16 protein-coding genes are annotated in these 24,083 nt (G+C 63.8%); 6 read left to right on the top strand and 10 right to left on the bottom strand.

Annotated features, from left to right (window positions below):
- Positions 1-57 precede the first annotated feature (57 nt).
- Positions 58-921, top strand: a complete 864-nt coding sequence (locus ACTHN9_RS14205) for a glycine betaine ABC transporter substrate-binding protein (RefSeq protein WP_440537400.1) — start codon at positions 58-60, stop codon at positions 919-921.
- Between the two features lie 80 nt (positions 922-1,001).
- Here the strand turns inward: ACTHN9_RS14205 and purU are convergent, their stop codons facing one another.
- The 7 genes from purU to ACTHN9_RS14240 form a co-directional block, all read right to left on the bottom strand.
- Positions 1,002-1,898: a formyltetrahydrofolate deformylase gene (gene purU / locus ACTHN9_RS14210; RefSeq protein ID WP_440537401.1), complete on the bottom strand. Its 897-nt coding sequence runs from the start codon at positions 1,896-1,898 to the stop codon at positions 1,002-1,004.
- Positions 1,899-2,029: 131 nt separating this feature from the next.
- Positions 2,030-3,592, bottom strand: a complete 1,563-nt coding sequence (locus ACTHN9_RS14215) for a methyl-accepting chemotaxis protein (RefSeq protein ID WP_440537402.1) — start codon at positions 3,590-3,592, stop codon at positions 2,030-2,032.
- 275 nt (positions 3,593-3,867) lie between these two features.
- Complete coding sequence (locus ACTHN9_RS14220; RefSeq protein ID WP_440537435.1) at positions 3,868-4,152, bottom strand: DUF3331 domain-containing protein; 285 nt, start codon at positions 4,150-4,152, stop codon at positions 3,868-3,870.
- Positions 4,153-4,327: 175 nt separating this feature from the next.
- The gene (locus ACTHN9_RS14225; protein ID WP_440537403.1) at positions 4,328-5,575 is read right to left on the bottom strand and encodes an NAD(P)/FAD-dependent oxidoreductase; all 1,248 of its coding nucleotides are present in this window, start codon (positions 5,573-5,575) and stop codon (positions 4,328-4,330) included.
- A gap of 32 nt (positions 5,576-5,607) precedes the next feature.
- Positions 5,608-5,997, bottom strand: coding sequence for an ACT domain-containing protein (locus tag ACTHN9_RS14230; protein WP_440537404.1), 390 nt, complete (start codon positions 5,995-5,997; stop codon positions 5,608-5,610).
- Positions 5,994-7,166 (bottom strand): histidine decarboxylase, encoded by a 1,173-nt coding sequence (locus ACTHN9_RS14235; RefSeq protein ID WP_440537405.1) that lies wholly within the window; start codon positions 7,164-7,166, stop codon positions 5,994-5,996. Before ACTHN9_RS14235 ends, ACTHN9_RS14230 begins: the two co-directional genes overlap by 4 nt.
- A 125-nt stretch (positions 7,167-7,291) precedes the next feature.
- Positions 7,292-7,588, bottom strand: coding sequence for a 2Fe-2S iron-sulfur cluster-binding protein (locus tag ACTHN9_RS14240; protein WP_440537406.1), 297 nt, complete (start codon positions 7,586-7,588; stop codon positions 7,292-7,294).
- Between the two features lie 371 nt (positions 7,589-7,959).
- Between ACTHN9_RS14240 and ACTHN9_RS14245 the strand changes: the two genes are divergently transcribed.
- The gene (locus ACTHN9_RS14245) at positions 7,960-8,250 is read left to right on the top strand and encodes a DUF1488 domain-containing protein (protein WP_440537407.1); all 291 of its coding nucleotides are present in this window, start codon (positions 7,960-7,962) and stop codon (positions 8,248-8,250) included.
- 98 nt (positions 8,251-8,348) lie between these two features.
- On the opposite strand, the gene ACTHN9_RS14250 is transcribed toward ACTHN9_RS14245, so the two are convergent.
- From ACTHN9_RS14250 to ACTHN9_RS14260, 3 genes are all read right to left on the bottom strand, one after another.
- Positions 8,349-9,677: an NCS2 family permease gene (locus ACTHN9_RS14250; RefSeq protein WP_440537408.1), complete on the bottom strand. Its 1,329-nt coding sequence runs from the start codon at positions 9,675-9,677 to the stop codon at positions 8,349-8,351.
- Positions 9,678-9,817: 140 nt separating this feature from the next.
- Positions 9,818-10,573, bottom strand: coding sequence for a slipin family protein (locus tag ACTHN9_RS14255; protein ID WP_440537409.1), 756 nt, complete (start codon positions 10,571-10,573; stop codon positions 9,818-9,820).
- Complete coding sequence (locus tag ACTHN9_RS14260) at positions 10,570-12,081, bottom strand: NfeD family protein (RefSeq protein WP_440537410.1); 1,512 nt, start codon at positions 12,079-12,081, stop codon at positions 10,570-10,572. Before ACTHN9_RS14260 ends, ACTHN9_RS14255 begins: the two co-directional genes overlap by 4 nt.
- A gap of 202 nt (positions 12,082-12,283) precedes the next feature.
- Here ACTHN9_RS14260 and ACTHN9_RS14265 point away from each other — a divergent pair, with 202 nt between their 5' ends.
- The 4 genes from ACTHN9_RS14265 (at position 12,284) to ACTHN9_RS14280 (ending at position 23,922) form a co-directional block, all read left to right on the top strand.
- Positions 12,284-12,529: an AbrB/MazE/SpoVT family DNA-binding domain-containing protein gene (locus ACTHN9_RS14265; protein ID WP_440537411.1), complete on the top strand. Its 246-nt coding sequence runs from the start codon at positions 12,284-12,286 to the stop codon at positions 12,527-12,529.
- On the top strand, positions 12,526-12,924 hold the full coding sequence (locus ACTHN9_RS14270) for a PIN domain-containing protein (RefSeq protein ID WP_440537412.1): 399 nt from the start codon (positions 12,526-12,528) through the stop codon (positions 12,922-12,924). Before ACTHN9_RS14265 ends, ACTHN9_RS14270 begins: the two co-directional genes overlap by 4 nt.
- A gap of 258 nt (positions 12,925-13,182) precedes the next feature.
- Positions 13,183-14,040, top strand: a complete 858-nt coding sequence (locus tag ACTHN9_RS14275) for a hypothetical protein (protein WP_440537413.1) — start codon at positions 13,183-13,185, stop codon at positions 14,038-14,040.
- 567 nt (positions 14,041-14,607) lie between these two features.
- Positions 14,608-23,922, top strand: a complete 9,315-nt coding sequence (locus ACTHN9_RS14280) for a DUF4347 domain-containing protein (protein ID WP_440537414.1) — start codon at positions 14,608-14,610, stop codon at positions 23,920-23,922.
- Positions 23,923-24,083: the final 161 nt, after the last annotated feature.

Raw genomic sequence — 24,083 nt, forward strand, 5'->3', positions numbered from 1 at the left:
ACCGAATCTAAAGTTTGTAACACCCGCGCCGCGGATGGACGACCAGGAGATGTGACCATGAAGCTTTTTAAACAGTTAATGCTGACAGCCGCGTTGGGCGCGGCGCTTGCTGCCACCGTTCCGGCGCTTGCCGACGGCAAGCCGACGATCAAAATCGGCTATGTCGAAGGCTGGGACGACAGTGTGGCGACCTCGAACGTCGCGGCACAAGTGATCGAAACGAAGCTGGGCTATCCCGTCAAACTCGTGCCGGTGGCCGCCGGCGTGATGTGGGGCGGCGTGGCGCGCGGCGATCTGGACGCGACGCTCTCGGCCTGGCTCCCGGCGACGCATGGCGCGTACTGGGCACAGTACAAATCGAAGGTCGAGGACGTCGGCGCCAACTTCAACGATGCGAAGATCGGGCTCGTGGTGCCGAGCGACGCCAAGGTGACGTCGATTGCCGATCTCGAAGCGCAGAAGGCCGCTTTCGACGGACGGATCGTGGGGATCGATGCGGGCGCGGGCGTGATGAAGAAGGCCGACGATGCGATCAAGGCGTACAACCTCAGCTACCAGTTGATGCCGAGTTCGGGCAGTGCGATGACGGCCGAACTCGCGCGCGATATTCATGCGAACAAGCCGATCGTGGTCACGGGTTGGGCGCCGCATTGGATGTTCGCGAAATGGAAACTCAAGTTCTTGGACGACCCGAAGCAGGTGTTCGGCGGGGCCGAGCATGTCGACAACGTGATCAACCCGGAACTCGAGAAAAAGGCGCCGCAAGTGGTCGCGTTCTTGAAGAAGTTCCAGTGGAAGCCGGGTGAAATCGATAGCGTGATGCTCGCCGCCGAGAACGGCACGAAGCCCGAGGCAGCCGCGAAGGAGTGGGTGTCGGCGCATCCGAATCGGGTTTCGGAGTGGACGGTCGACGCGAAGTAATGCATCGCGGGCATTGCCCGCATTGAGTGTCCCATCCGGGGCGCGCGGCCGAGACGGCCGTTGCGCCCCGTCTTTTTTTTCTACTGCAGCACGACCGTGCGCTCGCCGTTGATGAACACTCGGCGTTCGATGAACGCCTTCACGGCTCGCGCGAGCGTGATGCATTCGACATCGCGTCCGACGGCCAGCAGCCGTTCGGGGCTATGCGAGTGATCCACGCGCTCGACGGTTTGCTCGATGATGGGCCCTTCGTCGAGGTCGTCGGTCACGAAATGCGCCGTAGCGCCAATCAGTTTCACGCCGCGCGCGTGGGCTTGATGATACGGTTTCGCCCCTTTGAACCCGGGCAGGAAGGAGTGGTGAATGTTGATCGCACGTCCTGCGAGCTTGCGGCTCGTTTCTTCCGAAAGAATTTGCATGTAGCGCGCGAGCACCATCAATTGGGCGCCGGTCGTCTCGAACAAGTCGAGTAGGCGTGCCTCCTGGCGGGCTTTCGTGTCCGGCGTGAGCGGCAGGTAATGGAACGGCAGGCCGTGCTGCACGGCCATCGGCTCGAGCGTCGTGTGGTTCGATGCGATGCCGACGATGTCCATCTTCATTTCGCCCATGCGCCAGCGAAACAACAAGTCGGCGAGGCAATGCTCCAGCTTCGATACCATGAGCAGCACCTTCGGCCGCACGTTGGCATCGTGAATGGCCCACGTCATGTCGAAACCGGCGGCGATCGGGGCGAATTCCGATTTGAGGCCGTCGAGATCGAGCGAGGCGGCGTGGCCGTGTAGCGAATCGTGCGCTTGGGTCCCATGGAAAACGCAGCGCATGAAAAAGCGTTCGCTCAGATCGTCGTCGAAAACGGTAAGTTCGTCGATATATCCGCCATGCTTGTCGAGCAGGGCGACGACGGCCGCGACTTGCCCCGCGGCGCTAGGACAGGCCAGCGTGAGGACGAATTGGTGAGAACGATCGGGAGTCGACATAGCAGTAAGTCCTGGTCTCCAATAAAACGCGCATGGCTCGTACGAATACCCCATGACGCGGCATACCCAAGTAGACCAAACCACATTGCCGGCCGATAGAACCGAATCGCCTTGCCGATGGTATCCGCCCGTCAGAGCGCGTCGGGCGGGAGCCGGAATCGCGCGACGGCTTGATCGAGGCGGCGGCTCTGGTCTTCGAGCGAAGCGGCCGCCGCCGAGGCTTCTTCGGCCAAAGCGGCATTGCGTTGCATCGCTTGCTCCATGTGCGCGACCGACGCGTTCACTTGCTCTATGCCGATCGATTGCTGCTCGGAGGCGAGACTGATCTCGGCGATGATCGTGCGAACGCGGGCCACCGCATCCGCCAATTCGGCCATCGTCGCGCCGGCTTCGCCCACCAGCGCGCTGCCGCCGTCGACGCGTTGCGTGGAGTCGCCGATCAGCGTTTTGATTTCCTTCGCCGCGGACGCCGAGCGCTGCGCGAGATTGCGCACCTCGGCGGCCACCACGGCGAACCCGCGGCCGTTCTCTCCGGCGCGCGCCGCTTCCACGGCGGCGTGCAGCGCAAGGATGTTGGTCTGGAACGCGATGCCTTCGATGACGCCGACAATGCCGGCAATATGCGTCGAACTCGTCGAGATGGCGCTCATCGTATCGACGACGCGCGCCATTGCCGCGCCGCCTTTGAGCGCGATGTCCGCGGCGTTCGATGCATAGGTGCGGGCATTGCGCGCGTTATCGCTCGTTTGGCGCACGGTGGCGGTCAACTGCTCGATGCTGGCGGCCGCCTCTTGCAACGACGCGGCTTGCTGCTCGGTGCGATCGGACAATTCCATATTTCCATGCGCGATCGTGCGAGCGTCGCCGACGATCGATTCCGTGCTCGTGCGAACTTGGCTGACCGTACTGGCCAGTCCGCTTTGCATCTGATTGAGCCGGTTCAATAAATGGCCCATTTCATTCGCCCGCGCAACCGTGGCACTGTGCGTCAAGTCCCCTTGCGCAATGCGATTGAAATGGTCGACGGCCGCATTGACCGGAGCGACGATTGCACGAGACAGCGTACGTTGCGTCACGAAGCCGATGACGAGCGCGAATGCCCCGGCGGCGCCGAGTATCCAGAGCGCACGGTGAAAACGTGTGTCGGCTGCGTCGAAACGCGCCTTTTCCCGGTCCACCTGCAGGTTTTCGAGGGCAGCGATCGCGTCTTGATAGGCGGAGAACAGGGCGGGCGGCGCTTCGCGCTGGGTCGAGAGGAAATCGACCTGATCGTCGTCGTCCAATTGCGAGAGGGCCTTTTGTATCGTTTGCTTCAACAGCGTCTGCCGCGCGTCGATCAGCGTATCGAGCAGCTTCTTTTCGTCGGCGTCCGGTGTGTGCAATTGTCGATAGGCGGCCAATTCGTCATTGCTCTGAGCCAACAATTGGTGCAAGCGTACGATTTGCGCCTTTGCCGGTTGACCGGCGCTGATCAATTGCTCGACTTCGCTCAGTCCGCCTCGCAGGACGAGCAACCGTTCGGAACTCGTTTTCAGATGAAGCAGCGACGCCGTGTCGTCGCGGTACATGGCGCCGAGCGCGGCGTTGCCCGCCGATAGCATGGCGATCGCGCCGGCAATGACGAGCATGAGCAAGGCCGTGTAGCCGGCAATGGCGGCGGCGAGGCCGCCGCGAATCGAGAGCGAAGTTGGCATGGCGATATTCGCGTGCGGTGCACCCGATCGGCGGGCGGGCGTCGAAGGCTGTCCGACGGACAGCCTGCGGCGGCGGCGCGGCGCACAATGCCCACGCTCACCGCATGAATATCGGCAGCGCTAGGAGATCGCAGTTGCCAGAAGGCGACGCGCGCCTGAACAATTGCGACAACGGCGACGGACAGGGGCGTGCGTACTGCGCGCTGAATTAGACATGGAAGCGAATAATGTGCAACTACCGAGAATCGTAGGGATGCCGCGACAGCTAAATAGAGTTATTCCTCGACAGCTCGACGAAACGCATCCACGGAGATCATCGCTGCGGCATTGGCCGGCGCCGGACGTTCCGCGGGGCGAAATACCGCATCGCCTCGGCGAATTGCCCGGCGCGATACGATACAGGTCCCCGATGAATTCGCCGAGCGGCGGCGCCAGCGCTGTTCCCCATAATGGCAACGGCCCGGCTCTACCCAACGGATGATTAGCGTGGTGTCGGATTGTTCTAGAATTTCGATTTGGACGCGGCTAACGTCTATAGCGTGAGACTTTTTGGTCCTCATAGCAGCTCCTGGACTCGAGCTTTCTAAATGTATTCGGGTCCGGCCAGGATCGCTATCGTTATCTCCGTAGAAACACAATTCTCCAAATCGAAATAATCGAGTTGCGGTTACGTCAATTTGCACAAATCAGTACGCATTTTTGCACTAGGGTGTGGTAGCGGCGCAGCGCCGCGCCTTAAAAGCGTGCCGGCCGGTAGGGCGTCGGGTCCGTGAACGGCGTTTGCCCGGTCATCATTTCGGCTAACAGCCGGCCCGTGACGGGGCCGAGCGTGAGGCCGTGATGCGCATGGCCGAACGCGAACCACAGGCCGCGATGTTGCGACGCTTGGCCGATCACCGGCCGCATGTCGGGCGTGCAAGGGCGCAGCCCAAGCCAAGGCTGCGCATCGAGACGCTGACCCAAGCCGAAGGCGGCGCGCGCGTGGGCCTCGGCGCGGGCAAGCTGGATACCCGTTGGCGGCGCTCCGCGGGCGGCGAGTTCGACACCGGTGGTCAAACGCAAGCCGCGCTGCATGGGCGCGATGACATAGCCTTGCTCTCGATCGAGGATCGGGCACCCCAGCGTCGCCGCGCGCGTCGCCTCGTAGTGCATGTGATAGCCGCGTTTGGCGCGCAACGGGATGCGGTAGCCGAGCGGCGCGAAAACGGTGTCCGACCATGGGCCGAGCGCCACGACGAGTTCGCGTGCGCTGATCGTGCCGCCCTCCGTTCGGACGGTCCATGCGTCGCTTTCGGCGTGTGCCGTCGCGGCATCTCCGGTCAAAATCGTTCCACCGCCGGCTTCGAACAGGGCGGCATACGCTTTGGTCAACGCGCCGGGGTTCGTCACGCTTTTAGGGTCGCGCCAATGCAGGCCGCCGCAAAACGCCTCCGATAGCGAGGGCTCGCGTTGGTGCAGCGCCGCGCGATCGAGCGTGTCGAGGTGCAGATCGTGCGCGGCCGCTAACGCATTCGCCTGTTGGGCAGCCGCGGAAAACGCGCCCGGCGTCCGAAATGCTTCGATCCATCCGCTGCCGCGAACGAGCGTAGCGGCGTTCGCGCCTACGCGCGCCAGCAACGCATCGTGTTCGTCCACGCATCGTTGGATCAGCGGGAGCATGTCGCGCGCAGCCACGGCGAGACGGCTAGGCGACGATTCGTGCCAATAGCGCGCCAGCCAAGGCGCGAACGAGGGTAGCGCCTTGACGTCCCAGTACAGATCGGTCGACCGATTGCGGGCGTAACGCAGCAACGTGCCGAGGCTGCGCGGGAAGGCGTAGGGGACCACCGCCGATCGTTCGATGAGCCCGGCGTTGCCGAAGCTCGTTCCCTCTCCCGGCGCGCGCCTATCGACCAGTGCGACACGTCGCGACCGGTCTTGCAGGTGAATGGCACACGACACGCCGACAATGCCCGCCCCGAGCACGATGACATCGAAATCCATGGAATGCTCCAATTCCGCCGCGCCGCGCAACCTCAGACGAGCCGATCGGCCAGCAAGTGCCTTGCCCGTTCGTTGTCGCTCGTGGCCATCGTGACGATGCAGCTTTCGGCTTCGCGGCTGACCGTACGCATCATCCGAATATCGAGGTCCGCCGCGGCCAACTCGCTCGCGACACGCGCCAGCGCGCCGGGCATGTTCTCCACTTGCAACGTCAGGACCTCGTCCGACATGACTTGGCAGCCGGCGCGCGTCAGCACGGTCATGGCCGACGAGAGATCGTCGACGTCGATATGCAGGATCGCGTTCGTGCCGACGGCGCGGCCGTCCATTGCCGCCACGTTGATGCCGTGCGAGGCGAGTAGCCCGGAAAGTTCGGCGATCAAACCCGTGCGGTCCGTGGTGATCACGGTAAGAGAATTCATGCGCAGCCCTGCTTTTGAATTGAATGGGATGTCGTGGCCATACCGGGCTCGCCGGCGCTGGCGCGTTCGGCAATCATATCGTCCACTAGCGCATCGATTTGCGTGCGCGTGACGTTGGGCATCACGATCAGATGCGATTGTTCGCCCTGGGTGGCGAGCTGCCAGCGTGCCTTCAGTGCATCGCTAACCTTCGGAAAGACGACGGTGAGCGCCTGCGGATTGCGCCAAGCGGCGATGCCCGCGTCCGTCATGCGCTTGAGCGCGTAGGCGGCGAGTTCGAGCGCCGACCGTGCACGCTCGCGCAGTCCTTCGACCCCGAGCGACTTGATCCGATACCACAGCACGAGCGGCGTGAAGCCGTTGCGCGAGCCGGTGATCGTGGTGTCGAGCGAGCCGATGTAGCCGATCGAACGCGCGATCCGCTCGACGTGGCGCTTGCGCGCGATCACGACGCCGCAGGGAATCGGCGAGCCGAAGAATTTGTGTCCGCTGATCGAAACCGAGTCGGCCCCATCGGCGAAATCGAAGGCCGGCCGCGGATCGAGAAACGGCGCGAAGCCGCCGCACAGGGCGGCATCCGAATGGATGTAGTGCTCGCGAATCGCAAAGCGGTTGAGCAGCCCCTTGATGGTGCCGATGTCGTCGCGCGCCTCGGTCATCGTCGTGCCGATGTTGGCGAAGATGATGGCCGGCTTGTCGCGATTGATGCGCAGCGTCTCCGCAAGATCCTCGTAATCCATTTCGCCGTTGGCTTGGCTGCGGATCGTGATCGAGCGCAACCCGAGGAAATGAATGTTCTTCGCCACCGAGTAATGCGTGTCCTCGGAAAAGTAGACGATTCCGCGCGGCAACAGCTCGCGGGCCAAATACAGCCCGTAAAGATTGCCCTCGGTGCCGCCGTTGGTGACATAGCCCCAGACGTCGCCGGGCGGCGCGCGCAGAAGATCCGCGACGAAGCCGACGACTTCGCGTTCGAGTTCGCGCGTCCCCACCGCGAAGGTCGAATCGACGAACGGATCGCCAAGATTGTTCAGAGGAAAGCGCAGAAAGCGTTCGAGCGGCCCCGTCTCGAAATCTTTCGAGACCGGATAGCCGAGGAAGCGTTCCGTGGCCTGCTCGAGCGACTGGTAGAGCGCGTCGAGGCGACGGAGGTCATGTTCGGTAAGCATGATGCGGACACTTCGAGTCGTTGGAAAGGCACCGCATGCGGCATCGGTCTGTTGCCGATGCACCAGCATGGAGCGCGTGCATTCTAACGCCAAGCGGGGCCGGAAAAGAAATTTCAGGCTGCTGCTTAAGCCTCGGCCTCGGGCGCGGCGATGACCAGATCGGTATGGGCCACGGCCACGCAAGGCAAAATCCAGCCCTCGGCCTTTTCCTCCCGAGAAAGGCCCGGCCACTCGATCCGGTAGGATACGCTGCCGCTTACCAGACGGCACATGCACGTACGGCAAGTGCCGTTGCGGCAGGAGCGCGGGAGCTTGATGCGGGCGGCCGAGGCCGCCTCGAGCAACGAGAGCGACGAAGGCGATTCGAAAGTGTACCCCTGCGGCTCGATGCGGACGATGGGGGACGCGGGCCGTGAAGTCATTTTGTACGCAACGAAGAGGAGGGGATGTGCAATGCAGCATGTCCGAGCTTACCGCAAGCCTGCGATTTCTAGCGCCCGTGCCGTAACCCTCAGTCGTTAGGCGGGCGCGGTCGGCAATCGACGAACGGGCTTAAATACCGTTCGGACTCCTATTGATCGTCGTCTGCAAGAGCGGCCCATTTCATCATAGGGAAGAGGCCCGAACGCCGATCCGCAAGGAAAACTTGCTCGCCGCCGCAAACATCCTAAAGTAAATGCAATCGGCGAAGAGGCGTGCTTCTCGCCGGTCAGCCCCGCGCTTCCAGCAAGAAGGAAGCACTCCCATTCGGCGCGGTCCGCGGTGTGTTTTCGTCACGGCAAAGGCGAATCCCATGCAGATCAGTTTTCCCCACGAAGCGCCCGAGTATTCGGGGCGCGAGCTGAAAGTCGCCTTTCCCGCTCTCGTGAACGGCGAGCGGATCTGGTGCAGCATTACGGCGGAAGCGCTCGAGGATCACTTCGGCGCGGCGTCGCCGAGGCTCGAGGATATGGTCGGTGCGTTCGACGCGCATCGTCAGCGGATCGAAGCCGCCACGCGCAGGCTGCTGGCCGAGACGAGCGCTCAGTGCGTCACGCTGCGCAGCGGGTATGTGAGATTCTTCGAAGCGAACGCGCGCGCCTAGCGCGTTTGCCTCGGGGCATGCTGCCCGCGCAAATAAAAAGCCGCCGCATCGCGGCGGCGGCTCGATGGGCCGTGTCCGCTCGGACGCGGCGTCATGCGTCATCCCCCGCCTAGATAGAAGAAGCGGAACAGGAAGACCGCGGCGATGATCCAGACGATCGGCTTCACTTGCCGCGCCCGGCCCGTGAGGAGCTTCAGGCCCGCGTAGGTGATGAAGCCGAACGCCACGCCGTTGGCGATCGAATAGGTGAACGGCATCAAGAGGGCCGTCAACACGGCCGGCACGACTTCGGTCGCATCGTCCCACGGCAGGTCGGCCAGTTCCCGCAGCATCAAGCACGATACGTAGAGCAGCGCGGGCGCGGTGGCGTACGCCGGGACGACGCCGGCCAACGGCGCGACGAACAGGCACGCCAGAAACAGGACGGCGACGGTGATCGCCGTGACGCCCGTGCGGCCGCCGGCCTGCACCCCCGAAGCGCTCTCGATGTAAGCGGTGGTGGAAGACGTGCCGAGCAGCGAGCCCGCGACGATGGCCGTGCTGTCGGCGAGCAGCGCCTTATTCAAGCGGTTCATCTTCCCTTCGACGAGTAGCCCCGCCCGGTTGGCCACACCCATCAGCGTACCGGTGGCATCGAACAGCTCGACGAGAAAGAACACGAGAATGACGTTGAGTACGCCCGTGGAAAGCGCGGCCCGGATGTCGAGGTGAAAGAGCGTCGGCGCAATGGAAGGCGGTGCGGAGAAGATGCCGTGAAATTGGTTTCCGCCGAAAAAGAACGACAGGACGGTGACGCCGAGAATCCCGATCAGGATGGCGCCGCGCACGCGCAGCACATCGAGTGTCACGATGGCGAAGAAGCCGATGGCCGCGAGCGCGACGTCGGGCTTGCGCAGATCGCCGAGCGTGACGAGCGTGGCCGGGTTGCCGACGATGATGCCCGCGGTCTTCAGCGAGATGATCGCGAGAAAGAGCCCGATGCCGCCGGTAATGGCGGCGCGGATCGAGCGGGGTATCCCATTCACGATCAATCCGCGTATGCCGAGCAGCGTGACGACCATGAACAAACAGCCCGAGATGAAGACGGCGCCGAGCGCGGCTTCCCAGGTGAAGCCCATGCCTTTGACGACCGTATAGGCAAAATAGGCATTGAGCCCCATGCCGGGCGCGCATGCAATCGGGTAGTTCGCGTACAGGCCCATGATCAGCGTGGCAATGGCGGCCACGAGACACGTTGCCACGAACACGGCCGCCTTCGGCATGCCCGCGTCGCCGAGGATCGCGGGATTGACGAAGATGATGTAGGCCATCGTCAGAAACGTGGTGAGGCCGGCCAGTATTTCCGTGCGTAGGTTCGTCCCGGCTTCGCCGAAACCGAAATAGCGCTTGGCCGATTCCGAAAGCGGAAGGGCTTTGACTTGATTCATGAGGTGGCGTCTCCTATCGAACGCGGCGGCGGGCCGCGCTTCGCGAGCCTTTCCGCAGACAAGCCGCACAGTGTAATAGCGACCCCGCGCCTGCGCTAGCGCAGCGCAAGTTTCGGGCAGGTCGGGAAGCGGCGGGCGGCTCAGCGTCGATCGAGCAGCGTGCTCAGCAAGTCGATGGGGAGCGGGAACACGATCGTGGAATTCTTATCGGCGGCGATCGTCGTCAGCGTCTGCAGGTAGCGCAATTGCATCGCCTGCGGCTCCTGCGCGAGCGTCTGCGCGGCTTGCAGCAGCTTTTGCGAGGCTTGCAGTTCGCCGTCCGCGTGGATGACCTTGGCGCGCCGCTCCCGTTCGGCTTCCGCTTGCCGCGCAATGGCGCGGATCATCGTCTCGTTGATGTCGACGTGCTTGATCTCGACGTTCGACACCTTGATGCCCCATGCATCGGTTTGGGCGTCGAGCGTTTTTTGAATGTCGGCGTTCAGTTGTTCGCGCTCGGCCAGCAGGGCGTCGAGTTCGTGCTTGCCGAGCGCGGCGCGCAGCGTGGTTTGAGAAAGCTGGCTGGTCGCCTCCAGAAAACGGGCCACCTGGATGACGGCTTTTTCGGGATCGACGACGCGGAAGTAGACGACGGCGCTGACTTTGACCGAGACGTTATCGCGCGTGATGACGTCTTGCGGCGGCACGTCGAAGACGATCGTCCGCAGGTCCATCCGCACCGCTTGCTGCACGATCGGCATGATGAGCACGAGGCCGGGGCCTTTTACCTTCCAGAAACGCCCGAGCAGGAAGACGACGCCGCGTTCGTATTCCCGAAAGATGCGAATCGAGGAAGCGATGAAGACGATGACGATCAAAACCAAGATCGTGCCGAAGCTGAAGGTGAAGCCGATCATGGGGACACTCCTTTTTGTTGTGCTTGTTCCGCCGACACGACGTCGAGCGTCAGGCCGCGCCGGCCCGTGACGCGAATGCGCGTGCCGGCCGCCAACGGTGCGCTGGCGCACACGCGCCAGCGCTCGCCGTGCACGCGCGCCCAACCGGTGCTGGCTGCACCTTGCGCGTCGGCGGCGGTGGGGGCGAGCGCCGTATCGATAATCTCGCCGACGCTGCCGACGAGCGCTTCGCCGCCCGAGACGACGGGCCGGCGTCGCGCCCGGTAGGCGAAACTCGAGACGAAGAAGACGAAGACGGCGCCCACCGCGGAGATCGCGGCGATCGTCGTCAGCGGGATGCCGTAGCCCGGCTGGTCGGTATCGATCAGCATCAGCGCACCGGCGGCGAACGCGACGATGCCGCCGAACCCGAGCGTGCCGAACGTCGGCAGGAAGGCCTCGGCGATCAGAAAGGCGATGCCGAGAAAGATCAGTGCCAGGCCCGTATAGCTGATCGGCAGCAGTTGTAGCGCGAACAGACCGATCAGGAGACAAATCGCGCCGGCCACGCCGGGCAGCACGAAGCCGGGGTTGGCGAACTCGAAGAACAGGCCGTACATGCCGATCGTCAGCAAGATCAGGGCGACGTTCGGATCGGTCACCACGGCCAAGACATGGCTGCGCCAATCGGGTTCGAGTGTCACGATTCGGGCGCTCGCGGTTCTGAGCGGGTGTGCGCCGGTTGCCGTCTCGACGGTGCGGCCATCGAGCTGGGTCATCAAATCCGGCAAGTCCCGGGCGGTGAGATCGACGACGTGCTCTGCGAGCGCTTCGCTGGCCGAGAGGCTGACGGCCTCCCGTACGGCACGTTCGGCCCAGGCCGCGTTACGCCCTCGCAACTGAGCCAGGCCGCGGATGTACGCGGCTGCATCGTCGATTTGCTTGCGCGTTTCGGTCGATTGCGTATCGGTGGCCAGTGCCGGTGCGGAGGCCGGCTTATCGCGGTCGGTCGTCCGCTTGGCGGCGGGGGCGGGGGCCGGCTCGGGCGAGCCGATACCGGGCCCGCCGAGTTGAATCGGCGTGGCCGCGCCGAGATTGGTGCCGGGCGCCATGGCAGCGACATGGCAGGCATAGACGATATACGTGCCGGCACTCGCGGCGCGCGCGCCGCCGGGCGCGATGAAGGCGGCGACGGGCACGGGCGAGGCGAGGATCGCCTTGATAATCTGCCGCATCGACGTATCGAGCCCGCCGGGGGTGTCGAGTTCGATGACGGCCAGTTGCGCTTGCTCTTTTGCGGCGCGGGCGAGCGAGCGTGTAATGAAATCCGCGCTCGCCGGACCGATTGCGCCCACGACGGGAATGACGACGACCTCGCCGGTTGGTGCGGTCTCGGTCCCGGTGGGACGAGCCGCGAGCGGATGAAGCGTGAGGAACGCGGCCGCAAAGGCGCCAAGCCATAGGCGCAGCCACGCGGGCGGGCGCGCTTGGCGAATCGACGCAATTCGCGGCAACGGATGGATTTTCATCGTTTTCGACGCATGCAAGTGCGTCGCCGCCGGCGGAAAAGCCGCCCTGACACTCAAAGATTAGGACGATTTAGAGCGATTCGCTAAATGCAAGACGCACGATTCCGCGGGGGGCTACGACGTCTCGGGCGGCGAGGTGAGTCCGTGCCCTTGCTTTTCCTTTTGCCTTACCATAAAGTAAGGAATATTGGGGGGTATTACCATGACAGCAGCAACTATCACTTCGAAGGGCCAGGTCACCATTCCGGTAGACGTGCGCAGTCAGCTTGGTCTCAAGTCCGGCGACCGAATCGAATTCAGCTTCAACGAGGCGACGGGCCGGTATGAGCTCTATCCGGCCACGCGCTCGCTCGCGTCACTGAAAGGCATCGTGAAGAAGCCGGCGAAACCGGTGTCGATCGAAGACATGAACCGGGCCATCGCCGAGCAGGGGGCATCCGCGCGATGATCGGATTGGATACGAACGTGTTGGTCCGCTATTTCGCGCAGGACGACGCCGTGCAGTCGAAGAAGGCGACGGCGCTGATGGAATCGCTGTCGGCCGAACGGCCGGGGTACGTTTCGCAGGCCGCGCTGATCGAAGTCGTATGGGTGCTCGGTCGCTGTTACGGCGTTGAGCGCGAGCAGATGAAAGACATCATCGATTCGATGATCGGCACGAAGGAATTGGTTCTTGAAGCTGCCGACACGGTTCGAAAGGCGCTTCGTGTTTTCGTGGCGTCTGCGAAGTCCGATTTTGCGGACTGTCTGATCGAGCGGTCGGGGTATGTAGCCGAGTGCGAGTACACCGCAACGTTCGACGTGGCGGCGTCGAAGGTCGCAGGGATGCAGTTGATTAAGTAATCACGGCACAAGCCGATAAACAGGTACCGGGAGGTCGCGCAGCGTCATCCGGCGAAGGCGTTCTTCCTCCGAGCCGGAGACGAAAACCGAGCCGAGCACGTCGATCTCGACGGCGCCATGACGCCTCTCGATGCACGGCGGCTGGCCCGTGAGAACGGCTACGAGCCGACCCACTGGATGGACGCGGCAGAAGGGCGGCCGACGATGTTCCCGATAGGCAGGAAAACATAACGATGAAAAAGGAAGAAGCGGGGTTCTATGAAAGCTAATATTGTGGCGTTTGCAGTTGTTTGCATCGTTGCCGTCAGCGGCTGCACTGTAGACCGTCCTGTGACAGCGTCCAAACGACAGGCCGAGTCCGCCGCGATGAAGGACGAAGCGGCGGTGACCAGCGCTGAAGCCCTGTTGGAGCAAGCGATCGAAGAACAAAGGCTCAAACAACTTGGTGTGCAGCCCGGGACGAAAAAGGCGGAAATCCTACTCAAATGGGACCGCGCTATCCGCAATGCCCCCGATCTCAAGGCACGATTCGCACACGGCTTTCCCCCTCCCCAGAGTGCGGCTGGGCAGTATCTCTTCGCGGATGGTCTATCGAGGATTACGCCGGCCCAGAGAGCAGAGTTTTGGTCGTTGTACGCACGAGTTGCCGCGGCGCATCTGCCCGACAACTGCTACGGGGAGAGCAATCCCGCAGCGATCACCAGCCGCCTAATGACGTTCGCCAACTTCACGGATGACGACGCTGATGAGTACATGGGTCTATCCGCGGCAATATTGCACGCAAGCGTCCGTCATGATCCAGAGCACGTACCTACATCTTCGGAGTACCAAGCCGCGACGCTCGCCCTGGGCAGATTGATGGTAACGGATATTAAAGACAAGGCTGATGCCGGCCGCTTCGCTCGCATTATGGTTAGTCCTGGCTCCGCTTCAGTGGCGGATAAATGTTGGATTACCAGGGTATCCATCCGTGCTATCGAAAAACTGCCTGCGACCGAAAAAGAAATCGCGTTGGCCAATTCGTTTCATCGGGCGGCCATGGCTGCTGCAAGCAAACTGCCCCAGCCTGCTGCACCCGCGCCAACGGTCGCACCGGCTGTGGCCAAGCAACTGTGAGCGCGGGGGAGAACCCGGGCTCACCGCCGCAAGCTTCCATGTGGTTCTCCCGCACGCGCACCAGGAAATGACGCCCGTGGTCTGCGGTTTCGAACAGCAGGCAATCCGTCTTGTTCTTTGACAAGCGTGTGTGATGTCGGCCACCCGTGGTGGCTGCTTCACCGTCGGTCAGGACGGCTTTCCGTCCGGCCCAGGCGTGACAGCTGACGAGCAGCGCCGCGACGGCGATCGCGCGGCAGCGGTCCTCGTTCGACCGAGCCGCCACTGCCCGGCAGATGGTGCATGCGCGGCTGTCACAAGTTTTAAACACACAATCACATTTGTTGTAATACTATTTGGCCACTTCAAGAGGTGGCGCGCTAGCATCACGCGCGCTAGCGGCTTCGGCGCCAGTACCCCCAATCGTTGCCTCAACGCAGGCGCATCTGGGGTTCCCAGGTCGATCAACCGGCCACCAAGTGTCCCAATATGTGGACAATTGTTAAATATCGAAAACTTCTGGGTCGCCGTATTGTAAGACTCGTACAAAACACATAGATTGCGTGCGCATATAACGGGGAAAGTGCGATGAGACTGGTTCTTGAGCCTCGCCATCTGTTCGATGGCAGCGTGGCGGCTGTTGCGGCAAAAACAACCCACTCCGCAGTCGAGCAACGGCACGATCACGCGGCCGATGCACCAGGCTCCTCTGCCCACGACACGCACGATGCCGCAGCGCATCACGGTCCGGGCGACGCCACCCATTCGAGCGGGTCGCAGCCGGGCCCGCAATCGCAAGCCGACGCCTCGCACGCCAATCCCGAGGTGCCCGCATTGGCACCGAACCCGAAGGCGACGGAAATTCTCTTCGTCGATCCGCGTGTCGCCAATTGGCAAACGCTCGCGGCCAGCGTCGACAAGAACGTCCAAGTGGTCGTCATCGATCCGAGCCGCGACGGCATCAGTCAGGTGACGGAGGCGCTGCAAGGCCGATCGGACCTTAAGTCGATCCAATTTTTGACTTATGGATCGGCGGGGCAAATCGAGTTGGGCAACGCGCCCGTCACGGCCGATGCGCTCGCCGCAGCCAAGCAACAGGTCGCGTCGTGGAGCGATCATCTCGCGTCGAACGCCGATATCGAGTTCTGGGGCTGCGATGTCGGGCAGGGCGCCAGCGGGCAGCAATTCGTCGATACGGTTCATGCGCTGACAGGGGCGCAAGTCGGCGCGTCCACCGACGCAACGGGCGCCGAATCGCTCGGCGGCAATTGGACGCTGGAGCGCACGACGGGCACGCTCGTCGTCGGTTCGCCGTTCAGCGAGTCCGCCGTCGATGCCTATCATGGCGTGCTGGATACGCCTGTTCCGAGCGTCACGTTCGTCTCGGGCACGGTGCCGCACGACGTTTTGCTCGGTGGCACGTTCACCGAAACGGTCCAGTTCCAAAACACGGCTTCGAACGCCGCCGGGTACGGGCCGTTCATCGATCTGTACGTGCCGAGCGATTCCGCCGAAAACGTCACGCTCACGAGCGCCACGTATCTCGGCACCGCCGTCACCGTCGACAAGGTCACGCTCTCGACGACTATTCCGGGGCATGCCGGCACGCTCGGTGCGCTGCATCCGCTCGCGCTCGACAGCAGTGGCAATCCGCTGTTCGTCGCCGCACCGGCCGGGTACCAGGCGGGCGATTCGATGTACGTCCTGCAACTGCCGTTCGGCAGCTATACGCCCGGGGAGCCCGCCGCCCAGATCCAGTTGTCGTTCTCGGTGGCGAACACGACCGAGCTTTCGAGCATGCACGGCGGGCAAGCGCTGAACATTTCGGCGATCGGCGGCTTCCAGTACGGCGCCGACCCGCTTAACAATCCAACCACGGATCCGTCGATCCGCGGAACGACGGGCACCGCGAGCGTGACCAATGCGAGCGACGGCCTGGTGACGGCATCCACGCAGGTCTCGCTGATCGACGTTTCCGCTACGACGAATCTGCACGAAGGCGAAACCGCGACGGGTCCCGATTTCCCGTTCGACTATGTGATCACGCTCCAGCCGGCGTCCGTCACGCAAGCGGATCCGATGCAAAACGTGACGTTCACGTTCACGCTGCCCGATCAAGTCAAATACACGGGCGGCACGATTTCGTTCACCGAGCCCGGCGGCGTGCACGGCACGGCCACGTTCAACCCTAAAGCGGGCAGTGTCGGCGGCGCGGGCGGTACCGTGACTGTCACATTCACCTCGCTCGGCACCGATGCGTCGAATACGCCGACTGTCATCAACATTCCCGTCTTCGTGCCGCAGTTCGATGCGTCGGGCGCATCGGTGCTCGGTGCGGCAGGCCAGCCGCGCACCATCGATACGACCGCAATCTACAACTACACGGGCTCGTGGACGGCGGTCACCGGATCGCTCGATCACTCGGCGGGGGCGCAGACGATCTCGGGCGATAGCTCCACGAATTCCGAATCGACCTCGTTCGTCGCGAAATCGCTCGCCATCCAAGTGACCGATGACGCGCCGGGCGGCAACATCGTGCCGGGCCAGGTGCTCGGCTATTCGATCAACTTCCAGGTTTCCGACTACTACGCGCTCAACCAACTCAATATCGCCGATTTGATCGGGGACGGCATCACGCTGCTCAGGCAGTCCGATACCGGCTATGCCACGCCGGCCCTATCGCTGACGACAGCGGGCGCCACGCACACGTATTCGTTCGGCGACGCATCGAACAACGTCGAAAAAACGATCAACGGCCAGAGCGTGGCCGAAAGCGGCTCGAACGGCTCGAACTGGAGCTATTCGCGCGACGACACGGGCTCGACGTCGAACCCGGGGGCCACTGCGTTGACCTTCGATGTGGGCCAACTCGTCGAAGCGAACCTGGGCGGTGCCGCGTTCGCGGGCGTACTGCAAGGCGGCGCGGTGAACGGCAGCGGTGGGCCCACGCAAGGGACGATCACGTTCAAGGCCAAGGTGCTCGACAAGTACACGAACGCGAACAGCGGCAACAGCGTGCGCGAAAAGGATTCGATCGCCGATATCGTCACGACTCAGGGCACGAGTGCGGCGGTGGTGACGGTCGACAACGGTACGCAGACGATTACGGGAACGAACGGAACCGTCACCGACGATTCGTCGGTGACGAACGAAGTGGCGCCTGGTCAACTCGTGCTGCAGGTGGTCGCCGTCAACGGCCAAACTGCGGACCTCACGGATATCAAGCCGGGCGATACGGTCACCTACGCGATGACCTATAAGTTGAATACGGGTGACTACGGCAACCTCGATCTGACCGCTTACTTGCCGCTGCCCGTGTTTTCGACAACGGACCCGCTCTCGAACGGCGGCAACGTCTCGACGTATTCCCAGGACAGCACCGACGCATTCCCGACGGCCGGCACCTATAAGCTCGTCAACCCGCTCTCGGGCGAGAACACGCCGACGGTAACGACGAACGGCACGGCCAACAGCCTCTCGTTCAACTTCGGCGACCGCGACGATCCGACGAACGCGCCGAATCAGACCGTCATCGTCTATTTCAGCGCCGTGGTGTCGAACAAGCCGTTCGCGAACGGCCTGCAGCTGACCACACAGGGCGGCAGTACCTACACGAACGCGGAAGGGCAAACGCTCGCGGCCGCGGCGATCAAACAGGTGCCGCTGCAAGAGCCGGAGCTGGCGACGAAGACGGGCATCGTCTCGATCGTCGGCGACGGCGGTGCCACGAAGGGCACGTACTCGGCCGATTCGTCGAATGCATCGAGCGTGACTTGGACGTCGCAGACGAACCTCACGCCGAGCGGCGGTGGCAGCAGCCCATTCGCGCCGGCGGGCACGGCCGCGGGCGCCGATCCGTTCACGGGCAACGGCGACCCCTTGACTGCCGACAATCTCAACGTGAAGGGCGGCGACGGCGGCGATCTCGCGCGCGTTGTTTCGACGGTGGAGAACCAAGGGGGATCGGCGGCATACGACGTCACGATTGCCGGCACGCTGCCGTCGGGATTCTCGACGAGCGACGTGCAGAACTTCGCGATCTACAACGCCTCGGGCCAGCAGATCGACACCAGTGTCACTGCGGCGCAGTACTTTGCCGCGGGTGGGGTGCAGCTCGCCTCGTCGATCGCCGCGCACGACAACGTCTACGTCGTCTATGACTTGAAGTTGCCGACCGCGCAGGAAACGGGCGATACGCTCACGTTCGCTGGAAACGTCGTCAATTGGGCGAGCGTAGCTGGCGGCGTCGCGAGCGGCAACGGCTTCGTGTCGGGCTCGGGCGCGTCCGCTCAGCCGATCGGCGAGAACGCGGCGGCGCTGTCCGATACCGCCATCGTGAATCTGTCGGCGCCGACGGTCACGAAGACAGTCGTTGGTGCAAGCGATACCGGCGACATCCCGCTCACGGGCGCCAATAATGTGACGCTCGGCGAAACGGTCACGTATTCGATCACGGTCACGCTGCCGCAAGGGACGACGGCAAACGGCACTAGCGATGTCACGCTCACCGATTCGCTGCCGGCCGGGATGACGTTCGGCAGCCTGAACTCGGTCACCTTCGGCAGTGGCGTCAGCTCGCCCGGAGGCCCTGCCGCCGTGACGAGCGCCGTCTCGGGCAGTACGATCACGTTCGATCTCGGCAGTTCGCTCACGAACAATCAAGTCGATGCGAACGGCACGATTACGATCGTCTATACCGCGACGGTCACGTCGACCGATGTGCCGGCCGACGGCACGGCCCGCACGAACAGCGCCGCCGTCAACTACGATTCGACGCAAACGTCGCCCGCTTCCACGGCGACGATCCACGAGGTCGATCCGAACGTCGCCGAGACGATCACGGTCAAGGACACGAACAGCGGCGCGACGATCGGCAACAACGGCATCGTGTACAGCAACGAGAACCTGACCTACACGGTCACGTTGAAGAACAACGGCGATGCGCCGGCCCAGGACTTGGCCGATCTCATCAACTTGCCGTCGGGCCTCAATTACGTGCCGGGCACTTTGACTTATCAGAGCGGCGGAACGGGTGAGACGACCTCGGATACGTCGGGGTTGGCAGTCGGCCTCACGTCGCTCGGGGTTGGCCAGACGGCCACCTTCACGTTCAAGGCGACAGTGGCCCCGAACCAAGCGGCCGGCTCGTCGATCACCGTCAGCACGCCGAACGACGGGACCTCGGGCACGTATTACTCGCTGCCGGGCACGGCGCAAGGACACAAGTACACGGACAACGCGAGCACGACCGTCAAGATCGCGCAGATCACCCCCGTGCTGTCGATCACGGGCGAGTCGAACAACACCGACACGGTTCACACGCCGTCGCAGACGAACACGCAAACCTCGGTCGCGGCAACGGTCGGCGAGATCGTGACGTTTCACGGCTACGTGCAGGTTCCGGAAGGCGCCAATCCGACGACACTGGACTTCACTCTGCCGCCGGGGCTCCAATACTTGAACGACGGCAGCGCGAAGATCGCCTTCGTCAGCCCGAACGGCGACCTGACATCGAGCGACGGCACGCTATCGGGTGTCGCGCAGTTCCAGGACGGCAATTCGAGCGGTGCCAACTACGTGAATCCGGCCACCGGCACGACGACGGCGGGCGACGTCGCCACGTTCAAGCCCACGACGCAGTTGCCGTCCAACGTCGTCACGACCACCGGCGGCAACGTCAGCATCGATCTCTCGACACTGAGCAACAACGATGGCTCGCCGATCGGCAACTACGTCATCGTCGAGTTCAATGCCGTGGTGAGCAACGTCGCGGCCAACGCGCAAGGCGCTAGTGCGATGGCCGCAACGTTGGCGGTCGGCAGCGCGACGTCGAACACCGTCAACGTGTCGGTGGAAGAGCCGAACGTCACGGTCACGAAGACGGCGACGGCAGTCGACAATTCGACGGGTACCGTCACCTATCAAGTGACGGTGAAGAACACGGGCGGTTCGACGGCGTACAACGTCGTGCTCGACGATCCGGCCGCGACGAACGAGAGCAACGTCACGTTCGTGAGCGCGACCGGCGCGGGGGTTGGTGGTGCCGGGCGAGCCGGCACGACGGCGAGCGATCTCAACTATGCGATCGGGCAGTTGGGTGCGGGCGGCACGGAGGTCATCACTTACACGGTTCAGGTCGCGCCCGGGCAGACGGTGCAGAACGATACGGCCTCCGTCGTTTGGCAGAGCTTGTCGGGGCAGCAGACATTCAACGGCTCGACGGGCGGTGCGGTCGGCTCGACCACGGGTGCCCGCGATTTCGATTCGTCGGTCGGCGCGCCGGATTCGTACCGCGCGACGGCGACGACGCAGCTCGGCACGGCGTCGGGCCGCGTGTGGCAGGACGTCGGCAACGACCCGACGACGTATGCAACCACGGGCGGCTCGGCCGACACCGGGCTCGGCGGCATCACCGTCACGGCCAAGGTCACCGAAGGGGACGGGACGGTCGTCACCGAAACGACGACGACGGCGGCCGACGGCACGTACACGTTCGGGGCGCTGCCGCAAGGCACGGTCGTTATCTCGCTGCCCGGCGCGGGCAGCAGCGGGCTGCCGGCCAATGAGACGCTCGCCTACAACGACGGCAATGCCGTGACGGGCAGCCCCGCATCGGCATCGTTCACCGCGAACGGCGACGCGCACGCGAACGTCAATTTCTCCTACCAGGCACCCGATACGACACCTTCGATCGCCGGGTGGGGCGGCAATTCGGCTTCGTACGTCGAAGGCGGCGCCCCGATACGCCTGTCGGGACCCGGGGCATCGATCACGGACACGCAGATCGACGCGCTGGGCGGCGACTACAGCAGCACGACGCTGACGCTGCAGCGGTACAACGGCAGCACGCCGGCGCCGAACGCGAGCGACGTGTTCGCCGCCGTCGGACCGCTCGCGCTCGCCGGCGGCACCGTTACCTACAACGGCTCGGCAGTCGGCACGTACACCGAGGCTGCGGGCAAGCTCTCGATCACGTTTGGCGCGGGCGCCACGGCGACGACGGTTGGCGAGGTGCTCGACAATTTGGCTTACTCGAGCACGGACACGAGCACCGTCAGCACCGGCATTCGAATCGGCGCAACGCTCGACGACCACAACGTCGCGAACGCGCAAGGTACGGGCGGCAATATGACCAGCTCGCCCGTGATCGTCACCGTGAACGAAGTGCCGGGCGCGGGCTCGTCGTCGGCCACTTTCACGGAGCCGAACGATGCGCCGGCTTCGGGGGCGGCCGTCGCCGTCGATCCGACCGTCACGGTGACGAGCGCCGATACGTTCTCCGGCGCAACGGTGCAAATCAGCGGCCACTATCGGCCGGGCGAGGACGTGCTCGTTGTGACCGGCACGCTGCCCGCGGGCGTGACGGCCAACTTCGATTCCGCCACCGGCACGATGACGCTGACGGGTACGAATCTCTCGGCCGCGACCGTGCAGAGCGCGCTGCGCGCGATCAGCTACTACGACAACAGCGACACGCCGAGCACGACGACGCGCAACGTGACGATCTCGGTCACGGACGACGTCACGCATGCGACAACGACTGCAGCCGTGTCGACGCTCGACGTGGTGGCCACCAACGACTCGCCGGTGCTGAACAGCTTGCCGGTGACGGCGACTTCGATCGAAGACAACGGCGCGCCGGCAGGGCAGGTCGGGATGCTCGTCTCGCAACTGACGGGCAACGGCAATGTGACCGATACGGACGGCGCGAACGCGCACGACGGCCAAACGCCGGGCTCGACCGGCATCGCGATCACGGGTGCCGATACGACCGAAGGCACGTGGTGGTACTCGACCGACAACGGCGCGCATTGGACCGAGTTCACGGGCCAGGGCGTCGCAGCGATCTCGCAGAGCAACGCACTGCATCTCGTCGGCGACGGCAACACACGTATTTACTTCGAGCCCGCCAAGGCCGATTGGAACGGGACAGTCAGCAATGCGTTGACGTTCCGCGCGTGGGATCAGTTCGACGGTGTCGCGAACGGAACGATTTCGGCATTGCCGAGCACCGGAACGTTCGGGCAGGGCATGAATACGGCCGCATCGGCCTATTCGTCGGCGCAGGAGACGATCCCGCTGCAAGTCGTGGCCGTCAACGATGCGCCGATTGCGTCGGGCAGCGTGACGATGCCGACGATCCCCGAGGATACGACCGCACCCGCGCCGCAAACGGTGAGTTCGCTGTTCGGCGCGCATTTCGACGATAGTGCCGATCAGCAGCAGAGCGTGACGAACTCGACGGGCTCCGTGGCCAATACGCTGGCCGGCATCGCGATCACGGGCAACGCCGCCGATCCTAGCCAAGGCGCTTGGCAGTATTCGACCGACAACGGCGCGACGTGGCACACGGTCGCTAGCAATGGGCTGTCCGACTCCAACGCGCTCGTGCTGTCTTCGTCGGCGCAGTTGCGCTTCGTGCCGACGGCGGACTTCAACGGCGCGCCGGGGCAACTGACGACGCGCCTCATCGATTCGTCGAATACGGCCGTGACGAATGCGGTGACGGGCGCCCAACTGGCCGCGGGCGACATGGCTCTTGCGAGCGTCGACGTTTCCGGCTCGCACAACGGCGGGAGCACGTCCGTCAGCGCGCAGACGGTCGCGCTCGGCATCGACATCGCGCCGGTCAACGACGCGCCGATCGCCAGCGGATCGGCCACCCTCGGCACTGTCAATCAGAGCGACCGCAATCCTTCGGGTGCCACGGTGACGACGCTGTTCGGCGGCGACTTCGACGACAGCGCGGACCAACAGCGTACCTCGGCGAATCCGACCGGATCGACGGCAAATACGTTCGCGGGCATTGCGATCGTGGGCGACTCGGCCCGTGCGAGCCAGGGGGCATGGCAGTACTCGAGCGACGGCGGCAAGACGTGGACGAACATCCCGGCCGATGGCTTGGGCGATCACAACGCGCTGGTACTGGCCGCGACCGACAGCCTGCGCTTCCTGCCGTCCGGTACGTTCAGCGGCACGCCGGGCGCCCTGGCGGTCCGGCTCATCGACAGCTCGGGCCCGAAGCCGGTGACGGATGCCACCGGGGTCGACCTGGGCGCGGTCGGCGGCACCTCGCCATACAGCGCGGCGACGCTCGCGCTGACGGCTCAGATCAAGCCGACCAACCATATCGTCCATTCGGATCCGGGCCGACCGATCCCGGACTTCGACGCGCCCAACGACTACAACAAGTGGGGCCAGCGGGTGGACCCGAGCAATCCGTTCGCCCCGCCGGAACAGCATTTCCCCGACGACGGGGCGGTGCCGCCCGCCGAAGGCCGCGGCTATCGAACGAACCTTTACAGCGAACCGATCATTCCGCAGGTGGAACTCACGGGGTCGGTAGGGAGCCGCTTCATCATCGAGCAGCAGCAGTCGGTGATTGCCGTGCCGTCGAATCTGTTCAACGACACCTATCCGAATGCAGAACTGCAATATGACGCGCACCTGCCGGGAGGGGCGCCGCTGCCGGGTTGGCTGCTGTTCGATCCACGCAACCTGACGTTCACAGGCACGCCGCCGATCGGTTCGCACGGGACGCTGGAGATCGAGATTGTCGCGCGCGATCAGTTCGGCAACCAGGCGCAGGCGACGTTCCAAATCACCGTTGGCCGCGAATCGAAGGATCTCGACCAAATGCTCGCGCATATGCATGCGGCCGCGCTCGATTCGCATCACGCGCGGCCCGCACGGCCCGCGCATGATGGCGGCCCGCGGCACGGAAAGGACGATGCGCGGCATACGGCTGCGGCAGCGCCATCGCATGCTGCCCATGCGGGACGGCCGGCGTTTTCGGCGCAGTTGCGCGAAGCAGGACCGATCGGAAAGATTTTGCAGGCCCGCCGCATGGTGCACTCCGTCGTTGGAGCGGCCGTGATGCAAGGTTCGAAGACCACGAGCTAATCGACAACACCAACAAGCGAACGCCAGAATGAAAAGCAAATTCTTTAGCCGCCGCGACGCGCGGTTGCAGGGGGCGGTGTGTTCAGCGCGCACCGTACAAGGGGAAAACGGGGACCGTCAAAATCGATGCGCACGATCGGCACTGAGCGTACGGCTGACCG

The sequence above is a fragment of the Trinickia sp. genome, assembly GCF_051953405.1.
Lineage (GTDB): Bacteria > Pseudomonadota > Gammaproteobacteria > Burkholderiales > Burkholderiaceae > Trinickia.

Bases quoted from the DNA above. Each gene is read 5' to 3' on its own strand.
- ACTHN9_RS14205 (WP_440537400.1), top strand. From the start codon at position 58: ATGAAGCTTTTTAAACAGTTAATGCTGACAGCCGCGTTGGGCGCGGCG.
- purU (WP_440537401.1), bottom strand. From the start codon at position 1,898: ATGTCGACTCCCGATCGTTCTCACCAATTCGTCCTCACGCTGGCCTGT.
- ACTHN9_RS14215 (WP_440537402.1), bottom strand. From the start codon at position 3,592: ATGCCAACTTCGCTCTCGATTCGCGGCGGCCTCGCCGCCGCCATTGCC.
- ACTHN9_RS14220 (WP_440537435.1), bottom strand. From the start codon at position 4,152: ATGAGGACCAAAAAGTCTCACGCTATAGACGTTAGCCGCGTCCAAATC.
- ACTHN9_RS14225 (WP_440537403.1), bottom strand. From the start codon at position 5,575: ATGGATTTCGATGTCATCGTGCTCGGGGCGGGCATTGTCGGCGTGTCG.
- ACTHN9_RS14230 (WP_440537404.1), bottom strand. From the start codon at position 5,997: ATGAATTCTCTTACCGTGATCACCACGGACCGCACGGGTTTGATCGCC.
- ACTHN9_RS14235 (WP_440537405.1), bottom strand. From the start codon at position 7,166: ATGCTTACCGAACATGACCTCCGTCGCCTCGACGCGCTCTACCAGTCG.
- ACTHN9_RS14240 (WP_440537406.1), bottom strand. From the start codon at position 7,588: ATGACTTCACGGCCCGCGTCCCCCATCGTCCGCATCGAGCCGCAGGGG.
- ACTHN9_RS14245 (WP_440537407.1), top strand. From the start codon at position 7,960: ATGCAGATCAGTTTTCCCCACGAAGCGCCCGAGTATTCGGGGCGCGAG.
- ACTHN9_RS14250 (WP_440537408.1), bottom strand. From the start codon at position 9,677: ATGAATCAAGTCAAAGCCCTTCCGCTTTCGGAATCGGCCAAGCGCTAT.
- ACTHN9_RS14255 (WP_440537409.1), bottom strand. From the start codon at position 10,573: ATGATCGGCTTCACCTTCAGCTTCGGCACGATCTTGGTTTTGATCGTC.
- ACTHN9_RS14260 (WP_440537410.1), bottom strand. From the start codon at position 12,081: ATGAAAATCCATCCGTTGCCGCGAATTGCGTCGATTCGCCAAGCGCGC.
- ACTHN9_RS14265 (WP_440537411.1), top strand. From the start codon at position 12,284: ATGACAGCAGCAACTATCACTTCGAAGGGCCAGGTCACCATTCCGGTA.
- ACTHN9_RS14270 (WP_440537412.1), top strand. From the start codon at position 12,526: ATGATCGGATTGGATACGAACGTGTTGGTCCGCTATTTCGCGCAGGAC.
- ACTHN9_RS14275 (WP_440537413.1), top strand. From the start codon at position 13,183: ATGAAAGCTAATATTGTGGCGTTTGCAGTTGTTTGCATCGTTGCCGTC.
- ACTHN9_RS14280 (WP_440537414.1), top strand. From the start codon at position 14,608: ATGAGACTGGTTCTTGAGCCTCGCCATCTGTTCGATGGCAGCGTGGCG.